This is a genomic window from Streptomyces sp. NBC_01515 (assembly GCF_045040345.1).
Taxonomy (GTDB): Bacteria; Actinomycetota; Actinomycetes; order Streptomycetales; family Streptomycetaceae; genus Streptomyces.
In genome coordinates, this window is the sequence record NZ_CP109416.1 from 4,908,371 (window position 1) to 4,933,964 (window position 25,594).

At 71.5% G+C, this 25,594-nt stretch carries 25 protein-coding genes and 1 pseudogene; 17 read left to right on the forward strand and 9 right to left on the reverse strand.

All coding sequences use genetic code 11. The annotated features are described in order from the left end of the window. Window positions 1-18: 18 nt before the first annotated feature. From OG407_RS21795 to hutU, 3 genes are all read right to left on the reverse strand, one after another. Window positions 19-1,365 (reverse strand): formimidoylglutamate deiminase, encoded by a 1,347-nt coding sequence (locus tag OG407_RS21795; RefSeq protein WP_405860394.1) that lies wholly within the window; start codon window positions 1,363-1,365, stop codon window positions 19-21. Further along, window positions 1,362-2,576 (reverse strand): allantoate amidohydrolase, encoded by a 1,215-nt coding sequence (locus OG407_RS21800; protein WP_405868531.1) that lies wholly within the window; start codon window positions 2,574-2,576, stop codon window positions 1,362-1,364. Before OG407_RS21800 ends, OG407_RS21795 begins: the two co-directional genes overlap by 4 nt. A gap of 161 nt (window positions 2,577-2,737) precedes the next feature. Continuing rightward, a complete protein-coding gene (gene hutU, locus OG407_RS21805) occupies window positions 2,738-4,402 on the reverse strand; it encodes a urocanate hydratase (protein WP_405860396.1) in 1,665 nt (554 codons plus the stop codon). Window positions 4,403-4,563: 161 nt separating this feature from the next. Between hutU and OG407_RS21810 the strand changes: the two genes are divergently transcribed. The 5 genes from OG407_RS21810 to OG407_RS21830 all read left to right on the forward strand — a co-directional run bounded on the left by OG407_RS21810 (window position 4,564) and on the right by OG407_RS21830 (window position 8,362). Further along, the gene (locus tag OG407_RS21810) at window positions 4,564-5,994 is read left to right on the forward strand and encodes a diaminopimelate decarboxylase (protein WP_405860398.1); all 1,431 of its coding nucleotides are present in this window, start codon (window positions 4,564-4,566) and stop codon (window positions 5,992-5,994) included. Window positions 5,995-6,177: 183 nt separating this feature from the next. Next, window positions 6,178-6,576, forward strand: coding sequence for a hypothetical protein (locus tag OG407_RS21815; RefSeq protein ID WP_405860400.1), 399 nt, complete (start codon window positions 6,178-6,180; stop codon window positions 6,574-6,576). Next, window positions 6,573-7,391 (forward strand): transcriptional regulator, encoded by an 819-nt coding sequence (locus OG407_RS21820; protein ID WP_405860402.1) that lies wholly within the window; start codon window positions 6,573-6,575, stop codon window positions 7,389-7,391. The genes OG407_RS21815 and OG407_RS21820 overlap by 4 nt, the downstream gene beginning before the upstream one ends. Before the next feature lie 34 nt (window positions 7,392-7,425). Continuing rightward, complete coding sequence (locus OG407_RS21825) at window positions 7,426-7,965, forward strand: roadblock/LC7 domain-containing protein (protein ID WP_405860404.1); 540 nt, start codon at window positions 7,426-7,428, stop codon at window positions 7,963-7,965. A gap of 22 nt (window positions 7,966-7,987) precedes the next feature. Beyond that, window positions 7,988-8,362, forward strand: coding sequence for a hypothetical protein (locus tag OG407_RS21830; RefSeq protein WP_033284364.1), 375 nt, complete (start codon window positions 7,988-7,990; stop codon window positions 8,360-8,362). Window positions 8,363-8,370: 8 nt separating this feature from the next. Here OG407_RS21830 and OG407_RS21835 read toward each other — a convergent pair whose 3' ends face one another. From OG407_RS21835 to OG407_RS21845, 3 genes are all read right to left on the reverse strand, one after another. Continuing rightward, window positions 8,371-8,964 (reverse strand): hypothetical protein, encoded by a 594-nt coding sequence (locus tag OG407_RS21835; protein WP_405860406.1) that lies wholly within the window; start codon window positions 8,962-8,964, stop codon window positions 8,371-8,373. 140 nt (window positions 8,965-9,104) lie between these two features. Then, window positions 9,105-9,998: a MurR/RpiR family transcriptional regulator gene (locus OG407_RS21840; RefSeq protein ID WP_405860408.1), complete on the reverse strand. Its 894-nt coding sequence runs from the start codon at window positions 9,996-9,998 to the stop codon at window positions 9,105-9,107. A gap of 47 nt (window positions 9,999-10,045) precedes the next feature. Next, window positions 10,046-11,584: an aromatic amino acid ammonia-lyase gene (locus OG407_RS21845; RefSeq protein ID WP_405860410.1), complete on the reverse strand. Its 1,539-nt coding sequence runs from the start codon at window positions 11,582-11,584 to the stop codon at window positions 10,046-10,048. Window positions 11,585-11,726: 142 nt separating this feature from the next. Here OG407_RS21845 and OG407_RS21850 point away from each other — a divergent pair, with 142 nt between their 5' ends. The 7 genes from OG407_RS21850 (at window position 11,727) to OG407_RS21880 (ending at window position 18,088) form a co-directional block, all read left to right on the forward strand. After that, a complete protein-coding gene (locus OG407_RS21850) occupies window positions 11,727-12,782 on the forward strand; it encodes an ABC transporter ATP-binding protein (RefSeq protein WP_405860412.1) in 1,056 nt (351 codons plus the stop codon). Further along, window positions 12,779-13,420, forward strand: coding sequence for an ABC transporter permease (locus tag OG407_RS21855; protein ID WP_405860414.1), 642 nt, complete (start codon window positions 12,779-12,781; stop codon window positions 13,418-13,420). Before OG407_RS21850 ends, OG407_RS21855 begins: the two co-directional genes overlap by 4 nt. Further along, a complete protein-coding gene (locus OG407_RS21860) occupies window positions 13,420-14,091 on the forward strand; it encodes an ABC transporter permease (RefSeq protein WP_405860416.1) in 672 nt (223 codons plus the stop codon). Before OG407_RS21855 ends, OG407_RS21860 begins: the two co-directional genes overlap by 1 nt. A 116-nt stretch (window positions 14,092-14,207) precedes the next feature. Then, window positions 14,208-15,143, forward strand: a complete 936-nt coding sequence (locus OG407_RS21865; RefSeq protein WP_405860418.1) for an ABC transporter substrate-binding protein — start codon at window positions 14,208-14,210, stop codon at window positions 15,141-15,143. Window positions 15,144-15,287: 144 nt separating this feature from the next. After that, window positions 15,288-15,956, forward strand: coding sequence for a carbonic anhydrase (locus OG407_RS21870; RefSeq protein WP_405860420.1), 669 nt, complete (start codon window positions 15,288-15,290; stop codon window positions 15,954-15,956). Between the two features lie 79 nt (window positions 15,957-16,035). Beyond that, window positions 16,036-17,634, forward strand: a complete 1,599-nt coding sequence (locus OG407_RS21875; protein WP_405860422.1) for a SulP family inorganic anion transporter — start codon at window positions 16,036-16,038, stop codon at window positions 17,632-17,634. Between the two features lie 19 nt (window positions 17,635-17,653). Then, window positions 17,654-18,088 carry a hypothetical protein gene (locus OG407_RS21880; RefSeq protein WP_405868533.1) on the forward strand — a complete coding sequence of 145 codons (435 nt, stop codon included), beginning with the start codon at window positions 17,654-17,656 and terminating at the stop codon, window positions 18,086-18,088. A 9-nt stretch (window positions 18,089-18,097) separates the two neighbouring features. Here OG407_RS21880 and OG407_RS21885 read toward each other — a convergent pair. After that, window positions 18,098-18,283, reverse strand: a pseudogene (locus tag OG407_RS21885) (short-chain dehydrogenase); the annotation flags it as partial. Here OG407_RS21885 and OG407_RS21890 point away from each other — a divergent pair. Beyond that, window positions 18,273-19,103, forward strand: coding sequence for a helix-turn-helix transcriptional regulator (locus tag OG407_RS21890; protein WP_405860424.1), 831 nt, complete (start codon window positions 18,273-18,275; stop codon window positions 19,101-19,103). The pseudogene OG407_RS21885 and the gene OG407_RS21890 overlap by 11 nt on opposite strands. A 348-nt stretch (window positions 19,104-19,451) precedes the next feature. Here the strand turns inward: OG407_RS21890 and OG407_RS21895 are convergent, their stop codons facing one another. Continuing rightward, window positions 19,452-20,843, reverse strand: a complete 1,392-nt coding sequence (locus tag OG407_RS21895) for a cystathionine beta-synthase (protein WP_328682793.1) — start codon at window positions 20,841-20,843, stop codon at window positions 19,452-19,454. 146 nt (window positions 20,844-20,989) lie between these two features. Here OG407_RS21895 and OG407_RS21900 point away from each other — a divergent pair, with 146 nt between their 5' ends. The 3 genes from OG407_RS21900 to OG407_RS21910 all read left to right on the forward strand — a co-directional run bounded on the left by OG407_RS21900 (window position 20,990) and on the right by OG407_RS21910 (window position 24,573). Then, window positions 20,990-22,030: an SGNH/GDSL hydrolase family protein gene (locus tag OG407_RS21900; RefSeq protein ID WP_327403507.1), complete on the forward strand. Its 1,041-nt coding sequence runs from the start codon at window positions 20,990-20,992 to the stop codon at window positions 22,028-22,030. A 259-nt stretch (window positions 22,031-22,289) separates the two neighbouring features. Then, window positions 22,290-23,510 carry an acetyl-CoA C-acetyltransferase gene (locus OG407_RS21905; RefSeq protein WP_405860427.1) on the forward strand — a complete coding sequence of 407 codons (1,221 nt, stop codon included), beginning with the start codon at window positions 22,290-22,292 and terminating at the stop codon, window positions 23,508-23,510. Between the two features lie 274 nt (window positions 23,511-23,784). Continuing rightward, window positions 23,785-24,573, forward strand: a complete 789-nt coding sequence (locus tag OG407_RS21910) for a hypothetical protein (RefSeq protein WP_403589010.1) — start codon at window positions 23,785-23,787, stop codon at window positions 24,571-24,573. 284 nt (window positions 24,574-24,857) lie between these two features. Here the strand turns inward: OG407_RS21910 and OG407_RS21915 are convergent, their stop codons facing one another. Continuing rightward, entirely contained in the window at window positions 24,858-25,139 is a 282-nt protein-coding gene (locus OG407_RS21915; RefSeq protein WP_043685908.1) for a hypothetical protein, read from the reverse strand. A 132-nt stretch (window positions 25,140-25,271) separates the two neighbouring features. Here OG407_RS21915 and OG407_RS21920 point away from each other — a divergent pair, with 132 nt between their 5' ends. Next, window positions 25,272-25,502, forward strand: a complete 231-nt coding sequence (locus OG407_RS21920; RefSeq protein WP_026151524.1) for a DUF4287 domain-containing protein — start codon at window positions 25,272-25,274, stop codon at window positions 25,500-25,502. The last annotated feature ends 92 nt before the right edge of the window (window positions 25,503-25,594 follow it).

A 25,594-nucleotide genomic window follows, 5' to 3' on the forward strand; every position in this document is an offset into this window, starting at 1 on the left:
GGGGGGCGGCGGTCGGCTCTACGCGCGCAGGGCTTCGACGGCTGCGGCCAGCGCCTGCGGTACGTCCGGTACGAGCGCGTGCGTCCCGTCGCGTACGACGTGCCGGCCGCCCACGACCGTGTGCCGTACGTCCGCTGCCGTCGCCGCGAATACGGCCGTCTCGGCGCCGAGCCTGGGCACCGGCCCCGCCGTTCTGACCGAGTCGAGTGAGATCGTCGTGAAGTCGGCGAGGGCGCCCGGTTCGAGGGTGCCCGCTTCGTCCCAGCCCAGCGCCGCGTGGCCGTCCGCCGACGCTGCCCGGAGCAGGGCCGCCGCCGTCCAGTGACCCCTCGTGCGGGTGCGCAGGCGCTCGTTCAGCTCCATCGCTCGGGCCTCCTCCAGTAGGTCGATCACCGCGTGACTGTCCGAGCCCAGGGAGAGAGGGGAGCCGGCCCGTTGGAGGGCGACCGCCGGGCCGATGCCGTCGGCCAGGTCCCGTTCCGTCGTCGGGCACATGCAGGTACCGGTGCCCGAACGTCCCAGCAGCGCGATGTCCTCGTCCGTGAGGTGCGTGTTGTGGACGCCGGTGGTGCGGGGGCCCAACACCCCGTGGTCGGCGAGGAGTTGGGTCGGCGTGCAGTCGTGGGCCGTGCGGCAGGCGTCGTTCTCGGCGGTCTGCTCGGAGAGGTGGACGTGGAGCGGGGCCCGCCGCTCCTCGGCCCACCTCGCCACCGTCGCCAACTCCCGTGCGGGCACGGCCCGTACGGAGTGGATGGCGGCACCGATCCTCGCGTGATCCCGTTCCTTGAGAAGTGAACAGCGTTCGGCCCAGGCGTCCGCGCTTCCGTCGGAGAAGCGGAGCTGGTGGCGGTTGGGGGGCTGTCCGAAGCCGGAGGAGAGGTAGGCGGTGTCGAGGAGGGTGATGCGGATACCGGCTTCGGAGGCGGCGGCGACGAGGGCCTCGCCCATGGCGTTGGGGTCGGCGTACGGGGTGCCGCCGTGGGCGTGGTGCACGTAGTGGAACTCGCCGACCGCCGTGATCCCGGCCAGTGCCATCTCGGCGTACACCGCGCGGGCCAGTGCGTGGTAGGTGTCCGGGGTGAGCTGGTCGGCGAAGGAGTACATGACCTCCCGCCAGGTCCAGAAGGTGCCGGAGCCGACCTGGACGGTGCCGCGCAGGGCGCGGTGGAAGGCGTGGCTGTGGGCGTTGGCCAGCCCGGGGAGGGTGAGGCCTCGGAGGGGCTCGGCGCCGGGGGGTGGGGTGTCGACTCCGGTGCGGACGGATGCAATTCGCCCGTCCCTCACCTCCAGGGCGACGCCCGGCTCGACGTTGGTGTCGAGCCAGGCGTGTTCCAGCCAGTACGTCCGCGTGGTGGGGTGCGTCACCTGCAGGCCAGCCCTTCCAGTACGTCGGCGAGTGCGGTCACCCCGGCCACGCAGTCGTCCTCAGCCGCGAACTCGGCCGGGGAGTGCGAGACGCCCGTGGGGTTGCGCACGAACAGCATGGCGGTCGGGATGCTCCCGGAGAGGATTCCGGCGTCGTGTCCGGCACCGGTGCCGAGGACGGGGACGGTCAGGTGCGTGTCCTCGCCGTTCGCCTTCCCCAGGACCCGGGCGAGTTCGTCGCGCAGGACGTGGTCGAACTCGACGACCGGGGTGAAGGACTCCCGGACGATGTCCAGGTCGACGCCGTGCGCCTCCGCGTACTCACGGGCCGCCTTCTCGACGCCGGTGACCACGGTGTCGAGGGTCCGCTGGTCGGCGGCGCGGGAGTCGAGCCAGCCGCGCACCAGGGAGGGGATGGCGTTGACGCCGTTCGGTTCTACGGCGATCTTCCCGAACGTGGCGACGGCGCCCGCGAGTTGGGCCTCGCGGCGGGCGGCGAGCACGGTCTCGGCGTACGACAGCATGGGGTCCCGCCGGTCCACCAGCCTCGTCGTACCGGCGTGGTTGGCCTCGCCCCGGAAGTCGAACCGCCACCGCCCGTGCGGCCAGATGGCGCTGGCGATACCGACCCGGTCGCCGGAGAGGTCGAGGGCGCGGCCCTGTTCGACGTGGAGTTCGACGAACGCGCCGATACGGGCGAGCCGTTCGGGGTCGGGACCGATGGCGTCGGCGTCGTAACCGGCCGCCGTCATGGCCTGCGGCAGCGTGAGCCCGTCGCCGTCGGTCAGCCGGTGCGCCTGCTCGACGGTGAGCTGCCCGGAGGTCAGGCGCGACCCGACACAGGCGAGCCCGAAGCGGGCGCCCTCCTCGTCCCCGAAGTTCACGATGGCGAGCGGCCTGGTGAACTCCGCTCCCCTTCCCCGCAGTTCGTCGAGCGCGGCGAAGGACGACACGACCCCGAGGGGTCCGTCGAAGGCCCCGCCATCGGGTACCGAGTCGAGGTGCGACCCGGTGACGACGGCGTCCCCGGCGGCGGGGTCACCGAGCCAGGCCCACTGGTTGCCGTTGCGGTCGAGCTCGTAGGCCAGCCCGCGCGACTTGGCCTGCGCCTCGAACCAGGCCCGGCACTCGGTGTCGGCGCCGGTCCAGGCGAACCGTCGATACCCACCGGAGTCGGCGTGCCGCCCGATGGGACGCAGCTCGCGCCACATCTCGTGGAAGGAGGGCGCGTTGTGGCTTGCGGGCCGCTCGGACCGTGGGCAGTCGTTCCGCAGGGCGGGTCCTTCGTCGTCGGACACGGTCGGACCCGCACCCGGCGACGAAGGGCCCACTCCCACCGAGGAGTTGCCGCCCCGCTCATCTCCCGGAAGGGTCACGCGTCTCCACCCTCGCGCATCGGCACCCGCACGCCCCGCTCGTCCGCGACCCGTTCCGCGATGTCGTAGCCGGCGTCGACGTGACGGATGACGCCCATGCCGGGGTCGTTGGTGAGGACGCGGCGGATCTTCTCGCCGGCGAGGGGCGTGCCGTCGGCGACCGTCACCTGGCCGGCGTGGATGGAGCGGCCCATGCCCACGCCGCCGCCGTGGTGGATGGAGACCCAGGAGGCGCCCGATGCCACGTTGACCATCGCGTTCAGCAGGGGCCAGTCGGCGATCGCGTCGGAGCCGTCGAGCATGGCCTCGGTCTCGCGGTACGGGGAGGCGACGGAGCCGCAGTCGAGGTGGTCGCGGCCGATGACCAGCGGGGCCGCCAGCTCGCCGGAGGCCACCATGTCGTTGAAGCGCTCGCCGGCCTTGTCGCGTTCGCCGTAGCCGAGCCAGCAGATGCGGGCCGGGAGGCCCTGGAAGTGGACGCGCTCGCCGGCCAGCTTGATCCAGCGGTGGAGGGACTCGTTCTCCGGGAAGAGGTCGAGGATCGCCTTGTCGGTCTTGTGGATGTCGGAGGCCTCGCCGGACAGGGCGGCCCAGCGGAAGGGGCCCTTGCCCTCGGAGAAGAGGGGGCGAATGTAGGCGGGGACGAAGCCGGGGAAGGCGAACGCCCGCTCGTACCCGGCGAGTTGGGCCTCGCCGCGGATCGAGTTGCCGTAGTCGAAGACCTCGGCGCCGGCGTCCATGAAGCCGACCATCGCCTCGACGTGCTTCGCCATGGACTCACGGGCGCGGGTGGTGAAGCCCGCCGGGTCCTTGGCGGCCTCGTCGGCCATGTCCTCGAAGGCCATGCCCACCGGCAGGTAGGCGAGGGGGTCGTGGGCCGAGGTCTGGTCGGTCACGATGTCGATGGGGGCGCCCTCGGCCAGCATCTGCGGCAGCAGCTCGGCCGCGTTGCCGAGGAGGCCGATGGAGAGCGGGCGGCGAGCGTCGCGGGCCTCGACGGCCAGCTCCAACGCATGGCGCAGGTTGTCGGCCTTGACGTCGAGGTAGCGGTGCTCGATGCGGCGTTCGATGGCACGCGGGTCGACGTCGATACAGATCGCGACGCCGTCGTTCATGGTGACCGCGAGGGGCTGGGCGCCGCCCATGCCGCCGAGGCCGGCGGTGAGGGTGATGGTTCCGGCGAGGGTGCCGTCGAACTTCTTCGCGGCCACGGCGGAGAAGGTCTCGTAGGTGCCCTGGAGGATGCCCTGGGTGCCGATGTAGATCCAGGAACCGGCGGTCATCTGGCCGTACATGGTCAGGCCGAGGGCCTCCAGGCGGCGGAACTCCTCCCAGTTCGCCCAGTCGCCGACGAGGTTGGAGTTGGCGATGAGGACGCGCGGGGCCCACTCGTGGGTCTGCATCACGCCGACGGGGCGGCCGGACTGGACGAGCATCGTCTCGTCCTGCTTGAGGGTGCGCAGCGTGCGGACCATGGCGTCGAAGGAGCGCCAGTCGCGGGCGGCCTTGCCGGTGCCGCCGTAGACGACGAGCTTGTCGGGGTGTTCGGCGACCTCGGGGTCCAGGTTGTTCTGCAGCATCCGCAGGGCGGCTTCCTGCTGCCATCCCAGGGCGCTCAGTTCCGTACCGCGGGGTGCTCGTACGGGGCGGGGTCCTGACATGGTCTGCCTCCTAGCGGACTGCTCTCAGCGGATCTGCGCTACACGTTTTTACTGTTGCTATTCACATCCTGTCTTCGTGAATAGAACTAGTCAATACATGGGGGCGTCTCTGTGGGCAGGCTCTGAGTGTTTGGCCGGATGTACCGACCATGGGCGACGACATGACGGGGGCTCCAGTGAACGACGGAAACCAGGGTCACACGGACGGCACCGATCCCGGCATGGATCTCGGCATCGATCCCGGCGCCGAACACACCGCCCGCCGGGACGACGCCGTCCGGGCCGCCGTGGAGCAGGGGCTGCTGGGGCCCGGTGCCCCCATCGCCGCGCTGCTGGACGTCACCGGTATCCGGGAGTCCGCGGCGGCGCTCCGCGCGGCGTTCGACGCGGTGACGGCGCCCGGGACGCCCGTGCTGCACGCGTTCGCCGTGAAGGCGAGTCCGCTCGTGCCGGTGCTGCGGCTGCTGCACGAGGAGGGCATCGGCGCGGAGGTGGCGAGCCCGGGTGAGCTGGCCCTCGCGCGGGCGGCTGGCGTACGGCCGGAGCGGACGGTGCTGGACGCGCCCGCGAAGACACCGGCGGAGCTGCGGGAGGCGCTGGCGCTGGGGATCGCCGTGAACGCCGACAATCCGCAGGAGCTGGAGCGCATCGACGCGCTCATGCGGTCCGCGACCAGCCACTCCCCGCTCGGGATCCGGGTCAATCCGCAGATCGGCGGCGGGTCGATCGCCGCGCTGTCCACGGCGACGGCGACCTCGAAGTTCGGGGTGGCGCTGCGGGACGAGGGGGCGCGGGAGTGGGTGGTGCGGGCGTTCGCGGAGCGGCCGTGGCTGACCCGGCTGCACGCGCACACCGGGTCGCAGGGCATCCCGCTGTCGCTGCTGGCGCAAGGAGTGGCGGAGACGTACCAGCTGGCGGAGGAGATCAACGCGCGGCTCGGGCGGCCGCAGATCGACACGCTCGACATCGGCGGCGGCCTGGGGGTGAACTTCGGTTCGGACGCGACGACCCCGACCTACGCGCAGTACGCGCGGCTGCTGCGGGAGGCGGTGCCGGGGCTGTTCGACGGGCGGTACGGGCTGGTGACCGAGTTCGGGCGGTCGATGCTGGCCAAGCAGGGCACGGTGGTGGCCCGGGTCGAGTACGCGAAGAGCGCCGGCGGGCGACCGATCGCGATCACGCACGCGGGCGTGCAGGTGGCGACGCGGACGGTGTACGCGCCGCAGTCGTGGCCGCTGCGGATCGCCGCCTACGACGGGAAGGGGCGGCCCAAGTCGGGGGCGGACGTGGTGCAGGACGTCGCCGGGCCCGCGTGCTTCGCGGGGGATCTGCTGGCCGAGGGGCAGGCGCTGCCCTTGCTGGAGCAGGGTGACTACGCGGCGGCGCTGGACACCGGGGCGTACTACTTCGCGGCGCACTACGCCTACAACTCCCTTGCCCGGCCGGGCATTTACGGCTTCGTGCGGGACGGCTCCGGGGGCGTGTCGTTCGCGACGGTGCGCAAGCCGCAGACGGTCGCGGAGATCGTGGCCGAATCCGGCGGGGCGCACGCCGCCGCGCTCACCACCCTGCGGGCGCCCGGGAGCCGTTGACGCACGCCCGTGCGAGCAGGGTTCAACTGACCCATGCAACTCGTGTGAAGACGGGGTCAGTTGACCCACCTTAGTCACTCGGGGGCATGTTCCACCGGAAAATGCCAGATCCATCACCCCTCGGCCACACGGTGCGTAGCTTCGTCGTCACTCAGCCGAACCGCAGGCGGGAGGGGAGCCACGGTGCCCGGAATCGACGAGTGCTTACTGGAGGCCATGCGACTGCCCGGTGCCCGGGGCGCCGCGCTGGTCGACTGGACGAGCGGGCTTGCCCTGGGCGTCGTAGGGGAGTCGCCCGGGGGTGACCAGGAGGCCAGTGCCGCCGAGGCCGCCGAGTTGGCGCGGCTCGCGGCGGAGCACCGGGCGTTCGCGTCCGTCGGGGAGGACGGTGAGACGGCCGACGATCCTCCGCTGGAGGATCTGATCGTCAGCAACCGGGACAGCTATCACGTGCTGCGGTTCGTTCGGACGTCGTTCGACAGCAGTGTGTTCCTGCATCTGTGGCTGACCCGCGCGGAGGGCAACCTCGCGCTGGCCCGGATCCGGCTCGGCGAGATGGCCGGACGGCTGGTGCTGGGATGACCGCGGTCAAGGCCACGCCCACCACCCCGCCGCCCCGGCTGCCCGTGCGGGCCAAGGCAGCGGCCGGCGAACGGGGTTGGGGCGGTGTCTCGCCGATGCTGACCCGGCTCGCCGCCGAGAAGGCCACCGGTGTCCTCGTCCGCGAGCGCGGCAGCCTGCACCTCGTCGACGGCCACGTCGTGCACGCCGAGAGCCCGTCCGCCCCCGGCCTCGACCTCCTCCTCACCGCGCACGGCACCCTGCGCACCGAGGCCTGGGAGGCCGCGGCCAGAGCGACCGACGACCGGCACGCCACGACCCGACTGCTGCTGGACAGCGGCCAGTTGAGCCCCGGCGCGCTGGAACTGTGCCATCTCGGGGCGCTGTACGACGCGGCGTACTTCGTGCTCGCGCCGAGCAGCACCCCGGGCCGGTTCCGCTACGGCGTCACACATCCGCTCGGAGGTGTGCGGCCGGTTCCGGTGGCCGCACTGGAGCGCGAGACGCTGCGCCGCCGCGATCTGCTGCACCGGGTGTGGCCGGACGCGGCGACGGACGGCGCGCCGCTGGTGCGGGCCGACCCCGTCGCGCCCCCGCCGGTCACCGCCCGGCAGGCGGCGGTGCTGGCGCGGGTGGACGGCGTCCGCACGGCGCCGGACATCGCGCGGGCGCTGGGGCGGCGGGCGTACCCCACGCTGCTGGACGTCCGGCGGCTGGTGTCGGCGGGGCTCGTGTCGCCCCGCCCGCCCGCGCCCGCCGCCGCTCCCCTGCCCGACGTCACCGATCCCGACATCACCTTGCTGAAGAGGCTCAGAGATGCGCTGGAGGCCCTTTGAGTGGCAGCGAGCACGCGCCGAGAGGAGAGAGCCGATGGCCTCCGAGGCAGAGATCCTCGATGAACTGCGCCGGTTGAGAGCCCGCGTGCCCCAGCTGACCGGGGCGCTGGCGACGGGCGTCGACGGTCTCGTCCTGGCGCAGGACACCCCGGGCGTCGAGCCGGAGCGGGTGGCCGCGCTCACCGTGACGGCGCTCGGCGTGGCCGTACGGATGGCGGACGCGACCGGGCAGGGCGACTTCCGCGAGCTGATCGTGCGCGGGGTCTACGGCTATGTCGCGACCTACGCGGCGGGCCGCGGCGCCGTGCTGACCGTGCTCGCCCAGGACCGCGTCCACGTCGGCCGGCTGCTGCTGGAGGGCCGCCGCGCGGGGGCCCGGATCGGGGAACTGGTCGACGCCGGCGCGGCGGCCGCGGCAGAGGCCGAAGCCGCCGTAGCCGCCGTGGCCGAAGAGCAGGCCGACCCGGCGCCGCCCGCCAAGGCGCCCCCGAAAACCACCACCGCACGAACGAGAACAGCGCGCGCACCACGCACCACCACAGGCACCAACGCGCGTACCACCACGGAAAGTTGAACGGAACCAAAGGAGCACTGTCATGGCCAACACCGAAACCTCCCTCAAAGAGGCGCTGACCTCCATCGAGGGCGCGACCGGGGTCGCGCTCGTCGACTACACCAGCGGTATGGCGCTCGGCACGATGGGCGGCAGCAAGACCTTCGACCTCGGCGTCGCCGCCGCCGGGAACACCGACGTCGTGCGCTCCAAGCTGCGCACGATGGAACACCTCGGCCTGAAGGGCGAGATCGAGGACATCCTGATCACCCTGTCCAGCCAGTACCACCTGATCCGCCTGCTCAAGGGGCGCGGTGGCAACGGCCTCTTCCTCTACCTGGTGCTGGACGCCGGCCGCGCCAACCTGGCGATGGCCAGGCACCAGTTGAAGAAGATCGAGGCGGACCTGGAGGTCTAGAACCCCGGCTACGCGAAGACGTCGCTGCGGCGGCGCGCCCCGCCCGGGGTCGCGTCGCCCGCGGCGATGCCGGTGGAGCGGTAGCCCTTGACCGGCTTGCCGGCGGGGGCGCCGTCGCGCTTGTCCAGCCAGTCCACGCGGATCCACAGCAGGGCGTCGTCGGCGCGCTCGCGGCGGCCCAGCCAGGCGGCTTTCAGGCGCAGCCCGGTACCGGCACCGGCGAGCAGCATGCCGCCCGCCGCGGGCACGGCGAACCCGCTGGCCAGCGCGAGGGCGAAGGCGAGGACGAGCCACCAGCGGTGGGCGCGGCGCCAGTTCCGGGTGCTCACCGCGCGGTCCTGGAGCACGTCGTGCTTCCCGGCCCGGGCGGCGCCGCGGGCCAGCGCGGTGTAGCGCCTGCGACGCGCGTACGACACCACGAACGCCGCGAGAATGAACAGCGCGGCCCCGGCCATCACCCCGATCCGGCGCCCCGTGACACCGGGCAGCAGCACCCCGACACCCGCCGCCAGCACCCCGAACCACCACATCGGGGCCGCTCCGGCCCGTACGACGACTGCCACTCGGGCCAGCCCCTGGACTCTGCGATCTCCGCGTGCCACGTCCCGCCTCCTGGTCGTGCCGGCACAGTTCTGTCCGGCCGGGAGACTAGTGAGCGAACGTGAGACGAGTCTGAGAAGACACCGGAAGGGACGGGAAGACACCGGAGGAGACAGGCAGACACCGGAGGGGACAGGGTGTCTCACTCCACGAACAGCCCCCGCGCCGCCGCCCGCGCGTCGAACTCCTCCAGCCTCGCCTGCGCGTCCGGCAGGTCGTCGCACATCGCCTCCAGCAGCACCCGGCCCAGCAGCATCGGCGCGCAGGCCGTGTCGAAGGCGAGGCCGGTGCCGACGGCGGCCGGGATCAGCAGGTCGGAGACCTTGGCGACGGGGGCGAACGCCGAGTCCGCGACGGTGACGACGGTCAGGCCCGCCTCCCTCGCGTACGCCAGGGTGTCGACGACCTCGCGCGGGTGCCGGGGCAGCGCGAAGCAGAGCAGGGTGGTGGCGCCGGCCCGGACGGCCGCGTCGATCCGGTCGTGGATCATCGTGCCGCCCTCGTTGAGCAGCCGTACGTCCGGATGGACCTTGGCGGCGAAGTACGCGAAGCCGTACGCCTGGGAGGCCGCCGCGCGCAGGCCGAGGACGGGCAGCGGGCGCGAGGCGGCGAGCAGGCGGCCGGCCTTCGCGACCGGGCGGGGGTCGGCCAGTATCTCGGCGAGGTGCTTCAGGTTCTCGATCTCGGCCTCTACGGCCTGCTGGTACTCGTTGTACGACGCCGTGTCCGGGGCCGACTCCGAGGGCGCGACCTCGCGGAGGTGTTTGCGCAGCGCCGGGTAGCCGTCGAAGCCGAGGGCGACCGCGAAGCGGGTCACGGAGGGCTGGCTGACGCCGGCGAGTTCGGCGAGTTCGACGCTGGAGAGGAACGGCACGTCGGCGGCGCGGCGCACCATGCTGTGCGCGATGCGCCGCTGGGTGGGCGTGAGCCGGTGCCCCTCGAAGAGCGCCTGCAGCCGTGCGGCCGGGCTGTCGGTCACACCCGCGCTCCTGTCCACGGCCGAGTCCACGCCCGCATCAGCGCTCCCCTCCACCATCCCGTCCCCACTCCTGTCCACACTCCTGTCCCCACTCCCGTCCACGCTCATGACGTGCTCCCCCTCCAGATCTCGGTGAACCGGTCCAGCAGTCCCGCCGCCGCCGTCACATCGTCCGTGAGCGGCCGGTCCGCCGTCTCGTCGTCGAGCACCGATTCGGCCAGCTCCAGCGCGCGGCCGACCGGGAGTTCCGGGTCGGGCCGCAGGTCGCGCTGGCGCAACGCCCGTACGGCGGCGACCAGTTCGCAGCCGACGACGAGACGGTACGCGCGGCAGGCGCGCAGTGTCTGACGTGCGGCGAGCGAGGCGAAGCTGGCCTGTTCCTCGACGCCCCGGGAGAGTACAGCGTGGCCGAGCGAGGCGGGAGCCGAGAACGCGCGCAGGTCGCCGAGGGCGGCGGCAGCGGCGTACTCCAGGATCATCACGCCGGAGGAGGCGGCCTCGTTGTCCGCGAGGAACGGCTTGAGGCGGGTGAACGCGGGCTCGTTCAGCGAGGAGAGCCGGGACGTCGACAGCCGGGCGACCTGGGTGAGCGCGAGCCTGAAGTGGTCCAGGGCGAGGACGAGTTGGGCCTGGTAGAAGCCGCCGTGGTGGTAGGCGGTCATGTCCTCGGCGGAGATGAAGGGGTTCTCGGCGGCGGCGTTGATCTCGATCGCGAGCACCGCCTCCAACGCGTCCGCCGCGTCATGCGCGGGCCCATGGATCTGCGGCAGACACCGGAACCCGTACGGGTCCTGAATCCGCCCCAGCGGAGGAGTGGGCCGGTCGGCGGCCCCGATCAACTCCCGCATCCGCCGCGCGACTTCGACCGACCCGCGATGCGGCCGAGCGGCATGCACCGGCGCGGCATACGGCTCGTGCGACCCGTCGACAGCGAGCAGCGAGAGCGCCCCGACGACCTGGGTCGCCCCGATCAGTCCCCGCAACTCGTGCAGCGCGAGAGCGGACTGGCCGAGGGTGAGGGCGTTGCTGCTGATGAGCGCGAGCGCGTCGTTGTTGTCGAGGGGCTGGGGCTCGGGAACGCCCACAAGACCGGGACCGCCGAAGACGCTCCGCCAAGGATGCTCCCCCACCAACGCCAACCCCACCTGTGCCAGCGCCGCGATGTCCCCCGTCCCCACCGACCCGAACTCGTTGACGACCGGATACACGCCGTTCTCCAGCGCCTCGCACAGCGCCGTGACGACCGTGGGCCGTAGTCCCGCACCCCCGGCCAGCAACTGGTTCGCCCGGACCGCGAGCATCGCGCGGACCTCCCGCGCCGGGAGTTCGTCGCCGATCGCGCCCGCGTGGCTGCGGAGGAGCCGCAGGCCGTGTTCGGCGGCCGCCTCCGTGGGTACGTCCTCGTTCCGGTTGGCGCCGACGCCGGTCGAGCGGCCGTAGACGCGGCCGGTCGCGGCGATCTGGCGGGCCGCGTCCCAGGACTCGGTCGCGCGCTTCATCGCGTCGGTGCCGGGGACCGGGCGGGCGTCCCCGTCGGCGAGGCGTACGACGTCGGTGACCCCGAAGCCGACCCCGTCGAGGACGACCAGATCGGTGCCTCCGGACAGCGCCACATCGGGGGCGTCCACGATCTGAGACGACATAAGGTGACGAACTCCCCTCAATCAGGACACTCGATCTTGCCTGCCGGTCATCCGTTACCTCGGATTAACGCGGAGACATTGACAAACTATTCAGACACCGAGAACTCTGCATGACGTTATACAGCCGGGCAAGGGACAACTCATGATCCAGTTCGACGCGGTCCACAAACGCTTCCCCAACGGCACGACAGCAGTTCACGACCTCTCCCTGGAGATGCCGGAAGGCGGGGTCACCGTACTGGTCGGTTCCTCCGGTTGCGGCAAGACGACCACCCTTCGGATGATCAACCGGATGATCGACCCGACCTCGGGCGTCATCAAGGTCGGCGGCAAGGACGTCACCCGGCAGGACGCGGCCGAACTGCGCCGCTCCATCGGGTACGTCATCCAGCAGTCGGGGCTCTTCCCGCACCGCACCGTCCTCGACAACATCGCCACCGTGCCGCTGCTCCTGGGCCACGGACGGAAGAAGGCCAGGGCCCGCGCGGCCGAACTCCTGGAGACCGTCGGGCTCGCCGCCGACGCCGGGAAGCGGTACCCGCACCAGCTCTCCGGCGGCCAGCAGCAGCGCGTCGGCGTGGCCCGCGCGCTCGCCGCCGACCCGCCGGTACTCCTGATGGACGAGCCCTTCGGCGCCGTCGACCCGGTGGTCCGCACTCAGCTCCAGGACGAACTCCTGCGCCTGCAGAAGGAGTTGAACAAGACCATCGTCTTCGTCACGCACGACATCGACGAAGCCGTACGGCTCGGCGACCGCATCGCGATCTTCCGCACCGGCGGCCACCTCGTCCAGTGCGCGGCCCCCGCCGAACTCCTCGCCCGCCCGGCCGACGACTTCGTCGCCGACTTCCTCGGCGCCGAGCGCGGCCTCAAGCTGCTCTCGCTGACCACCCTCGCCGAGGTCCCGCAGGGCCCGGCCCCCGAGGGCGGCACCTGGACCCTGGTCGTGGACGAGGCCCGCAAGCCCCTCCACTGGGCGGCGAAGGATGCCGAGATACCCGTACGACCCCTGACGGACGGCGACTCCCTCCTCGCCGCCCTCAACGAGTCCGTCGCCTCCCCGAACGGCCTGATCGCCCGCGTCGACGCGGCCGGCGTCCTCACCGGCGTCTCCTCCCGCGACGACATCCACACCCACGCGGGCCAGGCCCACGCGGAAGCGCGGACGCACACGGAGACCGAGGCGGCCGCCGCATGACCATCGACTGGTCGTGGATAGGCGACCACACCGACGACCTCACCAGCCTCACGTTCTCGCACCTCCAGGCCGCGATGACCGCCGTCCTCCTCGGCCTGCTGATCTCGCTCCCGCTGGCGGTCGTGGCCCACCGCGTCCGGCCGCTCCGGGGCTTCCTGCTCGGCCTGTCGAACGTGCTGTTCACGATCCCGTCGATCGCGATCTTCGTCCTCCTGCTCCCGATCAGCGGCCTCACCCGCACCACCACCGTGATCGGCCTGACGGTCTACACGCTGGTCGTGCTGCTGCGGAACACGGTCGAGGGCCTCGACTCGGTCCCCGCGAAGACGAAAGAAGCCGCGAAGGCGATGGGCACGCGCCCCCTGCGCACGCTCCTCACCGTCGAACTCCCCCTCGCACTCCCGGTGATCATGGCCGGCGTCCGCATCGCCACCGTCATGTCGATCTCGCTCGTCTCGGTCGCGACCTACATCGGCGACGGCGGCCTCGGCCAGCTCTTCACCGACGGCTTCCAGCGCGACTTCCCGACGCCGGTCGTCGTCGGCGTCGTCCTGACCCTGCTGCTGGCCGTGGTCGCGGACGGGGCCCTGGTCGCCCTCCAGTACGTACTGACCCCCTGGAAGAGGCGGCGAGCCTGATGTTCGAACTCTTCAAGAACCTCGGCAAGTGGCTGACCAGCGGCTCCCAGTGGGCCGGCACGGACGGCATCGCCCACCGCCTCGCCGAGCACCTCCAGTACTCACTCCTGGCGACCCTCATCGCGGCCGTGATCGGCCTCCCGCTGGGCCTGCTGATCGGCCACACCGGCAAGGGCGCGTTCCTCGCCATCAACCTCGCCTCCTTCGGCCGCGCCCTGCCGACCGTCGGCCTGGTCGTCCTGGTCTTCCTCGCGAGCGGCCTGTCGATGTGGCCGGTGTACATCGCGCTGGTCGCCCTCGCGGTCCCGTCCATCGTCACGAACACCTACGCCGGGATGACGGCCGTGGACCCGGACGTGAAGGACGCGGCACGCGGGCAGGGCATGCGCGGCCACCAAGTCCTCTTCCAGGTCGAGTTGCCCCTCGCGCTCCCCCTGATCATGACCGGCCTTCGGCTCGCGCTCATCCAGGTGGTCTCCACGGCCACCGTCGCCGCGTACGTCTCCTTCGGGGGCCTCGGCCGCTACGTCTTCGACGGACTCGCCCAGCGCGACCTCGTGCAGGTGCTCGGCGGGGCGGTGCTCGTCGCCGTCGTGGCCATCGTCCTGGACCTCGGCCTGTCCGCCCTGCAGCGCTTCCTCTTCCGCCACCGCACGGCGGCGCTTCGCTGACTGTGCCGTCTATCGTCTGCGGCTTCGTCGTGGCTGGTCGCGCTCGCGCGGCGGTAGCCGCAAATCGATACAGTCCCGCCCCCCTTCGGGGCGCGCCGAACCTGAAGGAACCCGAAATGAATCGTCGTACCCTCCTCGGCGCCCTCGCCGGAACAGCCGTCGCCGTCCCCGTCCTCTCCGCCTGTTCGAGCGGCGTCACCTCGCTGGACGGCGGGGGCTCCGCCGGCGGTGGCAGCGCCTCCAGCAAGAACGGCGTCACCGTCGGCACCGCCAACTTCACCGAGAACCAGGTCCTCGGCTACCTCTACGCCGCCGCCCTCGAAGCGGCCGGCGTGAAGGTCAAGGTCCGCCCCAACCTCGGCACCCGCGAGATCGTCTTCCCCGCCCTCAAGAGCGGCGACATCGACCTCCTCCCCGAGTACCAGGGCTCCCTGCTCACCTACCTCCAGCCCAAGTCCAAGGTCGCGGAGGCGGGCGAGATGCAGAACGCCCTCACCCTCGCCCTCCCCTCCGGCCTCCAGGTCCTGCCCTACGGCATCGCCGAGGACGCGGACTGCTTCGTCGTCACCCGCGCGACCGCCAGGAAGTACGGCCTCACCTCACTGGCCGACCTGGCGAAGCACAACGGCAGGCTGACCCTCGGCGCCTCCGCCGAGGTGAAGACCCGTCAGGTGGGCGTCGTAGGACTGAAGGACGTCTACGGCGTGGAGTTCAAGGAGTTCAAGTCCCTTGATTCCGACGGGCCGTTGGTGAAGGGCGCGCTGAAGAAGGGCGATGTGGACGTGGCGAACCTGTTCACCACCGACACCGACATCAAGGCCAACGACTGGGTCGTCCTGACCGACCCCAAGACCCTGATCCCCAGTCAGCACATCGTCCCGCTGATCGCCGACCGCGTGGCCGACCCCACCGTCCGCAAGGCGCTCGCGCGGCTCGGCAACCTGCTCACCACGGCCCAACTCACCGAGCTGAACCGCCAGGTGGACAAGGACAAGAAGGACCCGGAGGACGTGGCGAACACGTACGCGAAGCAGCACGGCATCACGAAGTAATGACCGGTCGATGATCTGACGAGGAATCAGCCAAGTGTCGGCAATGTCCGGCAAACGGCAACTCAGGGTCACTGATCGCATGCGTAGGGTGATTGTGCGCTACAAGCACAACGTGCTCTCCCGGCACACCACCTGAGGAAACGCATGGCCTCGAACCGCAGGGCCTTTCTGACGGCCACCGCCGTCGGCGCGCTGGCCGCCACTCCTACGACCGCCACCGCCGCCGTCGGCCCACCGCCCCACCCGGCCACCGCCCCCGCCGCGCTCGCCGAACTCCTGGACGGCAACCGCCGCTACGCCACCGACCGCTCCCGCCACCCGGACGAGAGCCGCCGGCTCCGTCACCAACTGGCCACCGCACAGCACCCGTTCGCGGTGATCGTCGGCTGCATCGACTCCCGGGTGCCGCCGGAGCTGGTCTTCGACCAGGGCCTCGGCGACCTGTTGTGCATAAGGACGGCCGGCGAGGTCCTGGACGAGGCGGTGCTCGCGTCCATCCAGTACGGGGTGGAGGAACTGCGCATCCCGCTGGTGCTGGTGCTCGGCCACGAGCGCTGCGGCGCGGTGGCCGCGACCCTCGCGCACCTGGAGACCGGCGCCCCCGTCCCCGGCCATCTCGCCCTCCTGGTCGACGAGATCAGCCCGGCCGCGCGCCGCACCCGCGCCCTGCCCGGCGACTGGGCCGAGCACACCATGCGGGCCCACACGGCCTGGGTCCGGGACGCGATCCGCGCCGACCCCGCCTTCACCTCCGCGCAGGTCGTCGCGGCCCGCTTCGACCTCGACACGGGGCTCGTGTCGCTACTGCCGTAGACCCAACTCCCCACGGCGACAAGCCTGTTGGGCCACTCGCAACTCTCCGCTCCCCCACGCTCCTGACGCGAAGAAGCTCATGAACATGAACGGCGTGCTCTCCGTCCTGCCCTCCCCCGCCGACTTCCGCACCATGACCCGTTCCCCGCGCCGCGATCTGCTGTGCGGCCTCACGGTCGCCGTCGTAGCACTCCCCCTGGCCCTCGGTTTCGGGGTCACGTCCGGTCTCGGCGCCGCCTCCGGCCTGATCACCGCGATCGTCGCGGGCTCGCTCGCCGCGCTGTTCGGCGGCTCCGCGCGCCAGGTCAGCGGGCCGACCGGCGCGATGACCGTGGTCCTCGTCCCGATCGTCCACGAGTACGGCGCGAACGGCGTCCTGACGGTCGGTCTGATCTCCGGCTTCATGCTCCTCGTGCTCGCGTTCGCCCGCGCGGGTGCGGCGATGGCGTACGTCCCCGCACCCGTGATCGCCGGTTTCACCATCGGCATCGCGTGTGTGATCGGGCTCCAGCAGGTGCCGTCGGCGCTGGGGGTGCCCACCCCGAGCGGTGACCAGGTCGCGGTGGTCGCGGCCCGGGCGGCGGCGGAGTTCGACGCGACCCCGCACTGGGCCGCCCTCCTGCTCGCCCTCGGCTCGGCCGCGCTGATGCTGGCCGGGGCACGCTGGAAGCCGACAGTTCCCTTCTCCCTGGCGGCAGTTGCGGTGGCGACGGTCGTCTCGGAGGCGTTGCACCTGCACGTCACCCGCCTGGGCACCCTTCCGGCCTCGATCCCGGCCCCGTCCCTCGCCTTCCTGGACGTCTCCCGGGTCCCCACCCTCCTCCTCCCCGCAGCGGCGGTAGCGGCGTTGGCCGCCCTGGAGTCCCTCCTGTCGGCCTCCGTCGCGGACGCGATGCGCCCCGGCGAGCGCCACGACCCCGGCAAGGAACTCTTCGGCCAGGGCATCGCCAACCTCGCCGCCCCGCTCTTCGGCGGCGTCCCGGCGACCGGCGCCATCGCCCGCACCGCGGTCAACGTCCGCACCGGCGCCACCTCCCGGCTGGCCGCGCTCGCGCACGCCGTGATCCTCGCCGGGATCGTCGCGGTCGCGGCGCCGCTGGTGGGCCGTATCCCGCTGGCCGCGCTGGCCGGAGTGCTGCTCGCGACGGCGATCCGCATGGTGGAGACGGACGCGGTCCGCGCGATGGCCCGCTCGACGCACGGCGACGCCCTGGTCCTGGTCCTCACCGCGGCCGGCACCCTCGCCCTCGACCTGGTGCGCGCGGTGCTCATCGGCCTCGGTGTCTCGGTCCTGCTCGCCCTGCGCGCGGCGATGCGCGGCACCCGCCTGACCCCGGCCACGACCGACGAACTCCCGGGCGCGGCAGGCACGGTGACGTACCGCTTCGACGGCCCGCTCCTCTTCGCCGCCGCCCACCGCTTCCGCCGCAGCCTCGCCGACGTCCAGGACGTGACGGCCGTAGACCTACGGCTGTCAGGGCTGACGGCGGTCGACGCGACGGGTGCGCTCGCGCTGAAGGACGCGGTGGGCGAGCTGCGCGACCGGGGTATCGAGGTCAGCATCACGGGCGTCGAGCACGGTCATCGCCGGGTGCTGGAGTCACTCGGGGTGCTCCCGGTGAACCCGACGTCCAACAGGGGGGCTATCCCCAGTGCAGCGGGCGCGGCGGCTCCCTAATCTGAGTCGCATGACGGGAATGGATGCGAACGACGTCGAACTCAAGAAGGAACTCAACGCCACCCTGCAGGCGCGCAGGGAACTGGGCGACGAGTACGAGTCGGCGCTGGTCGACTCGTTCCTGGAGAAGGTCGACCAGCGGATCGACGGCGCGGTGGAGCGCCGGGTGCGCCGGCAGATGGCCGAGCAGCAGATGGTGGTCGCGCGCGGCTCGCGCGGACCGAAGGCCACCGACTCCTGGGGCGAACGCTTCGGCTTCGGCATCGTCTCGATGGTCCTGGCGATCCCGCTGTCCGCGATCGGCGGCGGCATCGCCCACCTCCCCGGCCTGCTGGTGGCCTGGGCCGGCATCGTCGGCGTCAACGCCGTCCAGGCCGCCCGCACCACCCCGGGGCTCTTCGGCGGCCGACGCGCGAAGTCCTCCCAGTCCGCGGACGACGCGTGGGAGGACTGACCGTCCCGGTCACGCCTGGCGGGTCGGCAGCACCACGATCTGCCGCAGGTTGACGTGCCGGGCGCGGCTCGCCGCGTAGGCCACGACGTCGGCGACCTCCTCGGCGGACAGTCCGCCCAACGCCCCGAACAGCTGGTCCAGTTGGGCGCTCAGCTCGGCGCTGCCGACGTGCGTCCCCAGTTCGGTGTCGGTCAGCATCCAGCCCGAGGAAGTGGGGCTGCCCTCGCACGGGCGCCGTCGCGTCCCCGGGCTGCGCCGCGAGGAGGTGGCGCAGCTGGCCGGGGTGAGCGTCGACTACTACATCCGGCTCGAACAGGGCCGCGGGCCTGGGGGCCCCTCCCGGACGAAGTCTGGGGGAGTCTCGGACGCGGTGCTCGCCTCGATCGCCCGCGTCCTGCGCCTGGACGACACGGAACACGCCTACCTGCGTACGGTGGCCCGCCCCCAGCGCGGGAAGAAGGACCGGACGCCCGCGCCCGGGGTCCGCCCCGGTGTCCAGGTGCTGCTGGACGGCATGGACCGCATGCCGGCGTTCGTGCTCGGCCCGCGGATGGACGTGCTGGCGTGGAACACGCTCGCCGACGCCCTGAGCGGCTTCAGCCGCATGCCCCCGGCCGTGCGCAACATCCCGCGCCATGTGTTCCTCGACCCGGCCTCGCGCGACCTCTACCCCGACTGGACCGCGGTCGCCGCCCAGGCCGTCGCCAACCTGCGGGTGACCTCGGGCCGCGACGGGGACGACCCGAAGCTGAGCGCACTGGTCGGCGAACTCTCCCTCCAGAGCGAGGACTTCCGCCGCCTGTGGGCCGACCACGAGGTCAAGGAGTGCGCCTACGGCGTGAAGCGCGTCCGGCACCCGGTCGCGGGCCTGCTGACGCTGCCGTACGAAACACTCGCGGTACCGGGGGAGTTGGCGCAGACGATCGTCGTCTACACACCGGAGCCGGGTTCGGAGACGGCGGAACGCCTTGCGCTGCTGGGGAGTTGGGCCACGACAGGGCCTACCGGGCCGTAGAAGAGTACGAGGCCGGAAAAAGCTGTGCGCGGGGACCGCCGCACCCCCCGTTGCCGGGAGGGCGGGACGACGGCGGTCCCCGCGAGGGACGCGTGCCGGGTCAGGGCCGGGCGTGCGCGTCCTAGGCGTCGGTGGAGGTCCGGGAGCCGCTCCGGAGGTCCGTGACGCCGTTTTTGTGTCGGCGAGGCGGGGAGCCGCTCCCGCCCTGCCGACATCCACTAATCTGCCCGACGCTTGTTAAGCGTGTGCTGCGTGGACGTGACGCCCTCGTACCACTTCCGCGAAGTCCACCGTTTCGGTGGGCAACCGCAAAGTCGCCGTCGGCACGGCCCGTTCACCGGACGTTTCCTACTGCTTCCCGCCCTTGGCGAGGAAGGACAGCAGGTCCTGCCGGCTGATGACACCGGTCGGCTTGCCCTCGACCAGGACGATCGCGGCGTCGGCGGCGCCGAGCACGGTCATCAGGTCGCCCACCGGCTCACCGGAGCCGACCTGCGGCAGCGGGGCCGACATGTGCTTCTCCAGCGGGTCGGTCAGCGAGGCGCGCTGGGTGAACAGGGCGTCCAGCAGCTCCCGTTCGACGACCGAGCCGACGACCTCCGCCGCCATGACGTCCGGGTGACCGGCGCCCGGCTTCACGATCGGCATCTGCGAGACGCCGTACTCGCGCAGCACCTCGATGGCCTCGCCGACCGATTCCTCCGGGTGCATGTGCACGAGGGACGGGATGGCGCCGTGCACCTTGTCGTTGAGGACGTCGGCGACGCGGGCGCTGGGACCCTCGTCCTCCAGGAAGCCGTAGTCGGCCATCCACTCGTCGTTGAAGATCTTCGAGAGGTACCCACGCCCGCTGTCGGGGAGGAGGACGACCACGACGTCGTCGGGGCCGAGCCGCTCGGCGACCCGCAGCGCGGCCACGACGGCCATGCCACAGGAGCCACCGACGAGCAGCCCCTCCTCCTTGGCCAGCCGGCGGGTCATCTGGAAGGAGTCCTTGTCGGACACGGCGACGATCTCGTCCGCGACGGTCCGGTCGTAGGCGGTCGGCCAGAAGTCCTCACCGACACCCTCGACGAGATACGGCCGCCCGGACCCGCCGGAGTAGACGGACCCCTCGGGGTCGGCGCCGACGACCTGCACCCGGCCCTCGCTGGCGTCCTTCAGGTACCGCCCGGTGCCGGAGATGGTCCCGCCGGTCCCCACGCCCGCGACGAAGTGGGTGATCTTCCCCTCGGTCTGCTGCCACAGCTCGGGGCCGGTCGAGTGGTAGTGGGAGAGGGGGTTGTTGGGGTTGGAGTACTGGTCCGGCTTCCAGGCGCCCGGCGTCTCACGGACCAGGCGGTCGGAGACGTTGTAGTACGAGTCCGGGTGCTCGGGGTCCACCGCGGTCGGGCAGACGACCACTTCGGCGCCGTACGCGCGCAGCACGTTGATCTTGTCGGTGGACACCTTGTCGGGGCACACGAAGATGCAGTGGTACCCCTTCTGCTGGGCGACGATGGCCAGGCCGACGCCGGTGTTGCCGCTGGTCGGCTCGACGATGGTGCCGCCGGGCTGAAGCTCCCCGCTCTTCTCGGCCGCCTCGATCATGCGCAGCGCGATGCGGTCCTTCACGGATCCGCCGGGGTTGAAGTACTCCACCTTGGCCAGAACGGTCGCCTGGATGCCCGCGGTCACGCTGTTGAGCCTCAGCAGCGGGGTGTTGCCGACGAGGCTGATCATCGAGTCGTGGAATTGCACCGTTGTCTCCGGTTGCTGCAAAGAAGTGTCGTGAATGGTCCTGTCAGCGTAAGGCCCCGAAATGACGTTCACCGCCCGTTGAGATTGGACGACGTGCTGTTCGGGGCAAGGAGTGGATGACGGCTACGAGGAGGTGGCGGCGACGTATGACGAGGATGTCGAGGGCGCGGGTGGCCCGGCGGATCGCGGCCGGTGCGGCGTACGGCGGTGGCGGGGTCGGACTGGTGGGCGCGGCGGCGATCGGGCTGGTGCTGGCCGAGGTCCGCTTCGTGAAACGGCATGTGGGCAACGACCATGCGCCGGGCAGCAACCATGTGCCGAGCGCCGACGGCCGGTACGGACATGTCTACGACACCCCGGGTGAACCCCCGATCCGGCTGACCATGCTCGGCGACTCCACGGCGGCCGGGCAGGGCGTGCACCGGGCGGCCCAGACCCCGGGCGCGCTGCTGGCGTCCGGGCTCGCGGCGGTCTCGGAACGCCCGGTCGAGCTGCACAACGTGGCCCTCCCGGGCGCCCAGTCCGACGACCTGGACCGCCAGGTGGCGCTCGCCCTCGCGGACACCACCCGGGTGCCCGACGTCTGCGTGATCATGATCGGCGCGAACGACGTCACCCACCGCATGCACCCGACCCGCTCGGTCCGCCACCTCTCGGCGACGGTACGACGGCTGCGCACGGCCGGTGCCGAGGTGGTCGTCGGCACCTGCCCCGACCTCGGGACGGTGGAGCAGGTCCAGCAGCCGTTGCGCTGGCTGGCCCGCCGGGCGTCCAGACAGCTGGCGGCGGCCCAGACGATCGGCACGGTCGAGCAGGGCGGCCGTACGGTGTCGCTGGGCGACCTGCTGGGCCCCGAGTTCGCGGCGAACCCCCGCGAGCTGTTCGGCCCGGACAACTTCCACCCCTCGGCGGAGGGCTACGCGACGGCGGCGATGGCGATCCTGCCGACCGTCTGCGCCGCCCTGGGCCTCTGGCCGGCGGAAGAGGACCGTCCGGACGCGTCCCGCCGTGAGGGCTTCCTGCCGGTCGCGCGGGCTGCCGCGGAGGCGGCTTCGGAGGCGGGCACGGAGGTCACGGCGGCGATGCCGACGGGGCCGCGGGGGCCGTGGGCGCTGCTGAAGCGGCGGAAGAGGAGGCGGGTACCGGAGCCGGAGGCGGCGACCCCCTCCAGCCCGTCCGGCGTTTGAACCCGAGGCGGCACCTTCCAGCCCGTCCGGCGTTTGAGGACGAGGCCCTTCGGGCCGACGGGGGGTCTGGGGGCGCAGCCCCCAGGGACGCCCGCCCCCACCGACCCGCACCACTCGCCCGCCCAACCGCCAGAGGCCCAAGCAAGCGCTTAGAAACTGCGGCCAGAGTCACACCGCGATCCCCGTGACCTGTGCCATACGTACGGGTAACTTCCCAAGAAGCCCCGCACATCACCGTACGTACGCCAATGGAGCCGTGATGCCCGAAGCCGTCATCGTCTCGACCGCCCGCTCCCCCATCGGCCGCGCCTTCAAGGGCTCCCTCAAGGACCTGCGCCCCGACGACCTCACCGCCACGATCATCGAGGCCGCCCTCGCGAAGGTCCCCGAGCTGGACCCGAAGCTCATCGAGGACCTGATGCTCGGCTGCGGCCTCCCCGGCGGCGAGCAGGGCAGCAACCTCGGCCGGATCGTCGCCGTACAGATGGGCATGGACCACCTGCCGGGCTGCACGATCACCCGTTACTGTTCCTCGTCCCTCCAGACCAGCCGCATGGCCCTGCACGCCATCAAGGCCGGCGAGGGCGACGTCTTCATCTCGGCCGGCGTCGAGATGGTGTCCCGGTTCGTGAAGGGCAACTCCGACAGCCTCCCGGACACGCACAACCCGGTCTTCGCGGAGGCCGAGGCCCGTACCGCCGAGGTCGCCGCGAGCGAGGGCGCGAGCTGGCACGACCCGCGTGAGGACGGCCTGCTCCCCGACCCGTACATCGCGATGGGCCAGACCGCGGAGAATCTCGCCCGGATCAAGGGCGTCACCCGCCAGGACATGGACGAGTTCGGCGTCCGCTCGCAGAACCTCGCCGAGGAAGCCATCAAGAACGGCTTCTGGGAGCGCGAGATCACCCCGGTCACGCTGCCCGACGGCACGGTCGTGTCGAAGGACGACGGCCCGCGCGCCGGCGTCACCCTGGAGGGCGTCTCCGGCCTCAAGCCGGTGTTCCGCCCCGACGGCCTGGTCACGGCCGGCAACTGCTGCCCGCTGAACGACGGCGCCGCGGCGGTGGTCATCATGAGCGACACGAAGGCCCGCGAGCTCGGCCTCACGCCCCTCGCCCGGATCGTGTCGACCGGCGTCTCCGGTCTCTCCCCCGAGATCATGGGCCTCGGCCCGGTCGAGGCGTCCAAGCAGGCGCTCGGCCGCGCCGGTCTCACCGTCGACGACATCGACCTGTTCGAGATCAACGAGGCGTTCGCCGCCCAGGTGATCCCGTCCTACCGCGACCTGAACATCCCGCTGGAGAAGCTGAACGTGAACGGCGGCGCGATCGCCGTCGGCCACCCCTTCGGCATGACCGGCGCCCGCATCACCGGCACGCTGATCAACTCCCTCCAGTTCCACGACAAGCAGTTCGGTCTGGAGACGATGTGCGTCGGCGGCGGCCAGGGCATGGCGATGGTCATCGAGCGCCTCAGCTGACCAACTCCCCGTAATCGCGCGGGAACTTTGCGTCACCTCTTGGCCCGGAACCCAGTAACCACCTGGGTTCCGGGCCGATTTGTGATCCAATCTCCCCCAGGATGTGACCTATCTCCCTTCGGAGAGGGATTTTCCCAGGTCAGGACCGTTTCACCACCAAACATCGGGCCCAAAGTCCTGCCCGTTTCGTGACGTTACGCACTGACAGCTGGTTAGTCCGCCCTTCAAGCTGATGTAGGAAGTCGGGGGTCGACTTTGAACCGGGAGTACGTCAGTGAGCGCCATGCCGATCGCTTTGCTGCTCACCACGGCCGCCACAGGCGCCGTGGGCGTCGCCGTCCTGCGCACCCTTTTGGTGCTCCGTCGACAGGTGGCGGACCTGCACACCGAACTGGCCGAGGGCCGGGCCGCCGCCGTACGGGCGCTCGTGCCCGCCGCCCGCAGCCACACCGACGCGGATGAGATACGCGCCGCCGTGGCCGAGGCGCTGGCCGAGGAGCGGGAGCGGGAACTGGCCGAGGCACGGGCCTTCTGGGCCGCCCAGGAGTCCCGCGACACCGAGGTGCCGACCCTGCTGGGTCTGCCCGACAGCGAGCTGTTCCTGCCCCGCCAGAGCGACTTCGTGGGCCTCGAACCGCTGGAGCCGGTCACCGAGCTGTCCGCGGACGCCGACGAGTTCGCCGGCGAGTCCCCCGAACTGGCCGCGGCCCGCCGCCGCCACCCGTCCCACCCGGACTTCGTCCCGGCCCAGTCACCCGTGGCCAACGACCACGAACGCACGGTGGCGACGCTGGAGGAGCTGGCCGAGTCCGCCGTAGAACTGGCCGACGTCCGCCCCGGCCCCCTGGGCACCCTCGATGTCTACGTCTTCGCCGACGGCACCACCCTCTGCATGACCCCGGGCCACCGCGAAACCGCCGAACGCCTCGCAGCGGCCCTCCACGCCGGCGAAACCCCGTTCCTCCTGGGCGGCTCGGGAGTATCGGGCGCCTACACGTTGACGTTCGCGTGCGGCGAGGAAAACGTCTACATCCTGGCGGACAGGGTCATAGCGTCGCTTTGATCGTCGAGTGCGGGCCCGGTGGTGGCTGGTCGCGCAGTTCCCCGCGCCCCTAAAAGAACACGGCGAGCGTACGTTTTTAGGGGCGCGACAGACCGCAAGCCACAAACGGCGAGCCGGCGGTTTTCAGGGGCGCGGGACTGTGCCCAATCTGCGGCTCCGCCGCGCGGGCGCGACCAACCACGACGGCGAGCCGGCGGTTTTTAGGGACGCGGGACTGTGCCCAATCTGCGGCTCCGCCGCGCGGGCGCGACCAACCACGACGCACCGCAAGCCGCCAACGCACCTCAGACCCCCGCCCTCTTCTGCGCCTCCGCGACCAACCCGAGCGCCTCGTCGACTTCGGCGTCATTGACCAGCACGAGCGCGAAGTCATGCACAGCCACGGTGATTTGGTCGGCGGCGGCAAACATCCCCGCGTCGGGCATCTCCCGAGGCTCCACCCCGGGCTCCTCCACCAACTGCGCCCGCCGAGTCATTTCCCTGGCCAGCGCCAGCGCCTCCGCGGCAGCGCCCCGTTGCAATCGACTCTGCGGCGCAGCCCTGAGCCGGTCCGCAAAGTGATCCACCGCTTGAGTCAACCGCGTCGTATCCACCACGCCGCGAGACTACGCGCCGTACCGGGACTGTTGCCAACGGGCGAACGCTCAGGCACGGTGACCTGAAGGACCGGCTTACACCCCATGCGTCCGGAGGCGCCGATGTCCCAAGTGTTCTCCCAGGAGACCCACCGCAACATGCTCGCCCGCATCCCCCACTGCACCGGTCGTGAAGTGTCCGACTGGCTGCGCACCGTCGACGAAGGCCCCGCCCTCTTCCGCTTCGAGGAGAAGGTCAGCTGGCTCCGCGCCGAGCACGACCTCGCGTACGGCCACGCCAAGGCGATCATTCACGAGTACGACCTGAGGAGGGCCGCGCGCAAACTGCTCTAGGCGCGCACCACGGACATGACGAAGGGCCCCGGGAACGAACCCGGGGCCCTTTCGCGCGAACAGGCGCGACTACACCTGACCTACCCGCTCCG

Excerpts from the sequence above, each read along its gene's own strand:
- OG407_RS21900 (WP_327403507.1), top strand. The coding sequence starts at position 20,990 with ATGACGAGGATGTCGAGGGCGCGGGTGGCCCGGCGGATCGCGGCCGGT.
- OG407_RS21825 (WP_405860404.1), top strand. The coding sequence starts at position 7,426 with ATGGCCTCCGAGGCAGAGATCCTCGATGAACTGCGCCGGTTGAGAGCC.
- OG407_RS21810 (WP_405860398.1), top strand. The coding sequence starts at position 4,564 with ATGACGGGGGCTCCAGTGAACGACGGAAACCAGGGTCACACGGACGGC.
- OG407_RS21875 (WP_405860422.1), top strand. The coding sequence starts at position 16,036 with ATGAACATGAACGGCGTGCTCTCCGTCCTGCCCTCCCCCGCCGACTTC.
- OG407_RS21920 (WP_026151524.1), top strand. The coding sequence starts at position 25,272 with ATGTCCCAAGTGTTCTCCCAGGAGACCCACCGCAACATGCTCGCCCGC.
- OG407_RS21840 (WP_405860408.1), bottom strand. The coding sequence starts at position 9,998 with ATGGTGGAGGGGAGCGCTGATGCGGGCGTGGACTCGGCCGTGGACAGG.
- OG407_RS21880 (WP_405868533.1), top strand. The coding sequence starts at position 17,654 with ATGGATGCGAACGACGTCGAACTCAAGAAGGAACTCAACGCCACCCTG.
- OG407_RS21820 (WP_405860402.1), top strand. The coding sequence starts at position 6,573 with ATGACCGCGGTCAAGGCCACGCCCACCACCCCGCCGCCCCGGCTGCCC.
- OG407_RS21800 (WP_405868531.1), bottom strand. The coding sequence starts at position 2,576 with ATGTGGCGCGAGCTGCGTCCCATCGGGCGGCACGCCGACTCCGGTGGG.
- hutU (WP_405860396.1), bottom strand. The coding sequence starts at position 4,402 with ATGTCAGGACCCCGCCCCGTACGAGCACCCCGCGGTACGGAACTGAGC.
- OG407_RS21850 (WP_405860412.1), top strand. The coding sequence starts at position 11,727 with ATGATCCAGTTCGACGCGGTCCACAAACGCTTCCCCAACGGCACGACA.
- OG407_RS21855 (WP_405860414.1), top strand. The coding sequence starts at position 12,779 with ATGACCATCGACTGGTCGTGGATAGGCGACCACACCGACGACCTCACC.
- OG407_RS21845 (WP_405860410.1), bottom strand. The coding sequence starts at position 11,584 with ATGTCGTCTCAGATCGTGGACGCCCCCGATGTGGCGCTGTCCGGAGGC.
- OG407_RS21870 (WP_405860420.1), top strand. The coding sequence starts at position 15,288 with ATGGCCTCGAACCGCAGGGCCTTTCTGACGGCCACCGCCGTCGGCGCG.
- OG407_RS21860 (WP_405860416.1), top strand. The coding sequence starts at position 13,420 with ATGTTCGAACTCTTCAAGAACCTCGGCAAGTGGCTGACCAGCGGCTCC.
- OG407_RS21865 (WP_405860418.1), top strand. The coding sequence starts at position 14,208 with ATGAATCGTCGTACCCTCCTCGGCGCCCTCGCCGGAACAGCCGTCGCC.
- OG407_RS21830 (WP_033284364.1), top strand. The coding sequence starts at position 7,988 with ATGGCCAACACCGAAACCTCCCTCAAAGAGGCGCTGACCTCCATCGAG.
- OG407_RS21905 (WP_405860427.1), top strand. The coding sequence starts at position 22,290 with ATGCCCGAAGCCGTCATCGTCTCGACCGCCCGCTCCCCCATCGGCCGC.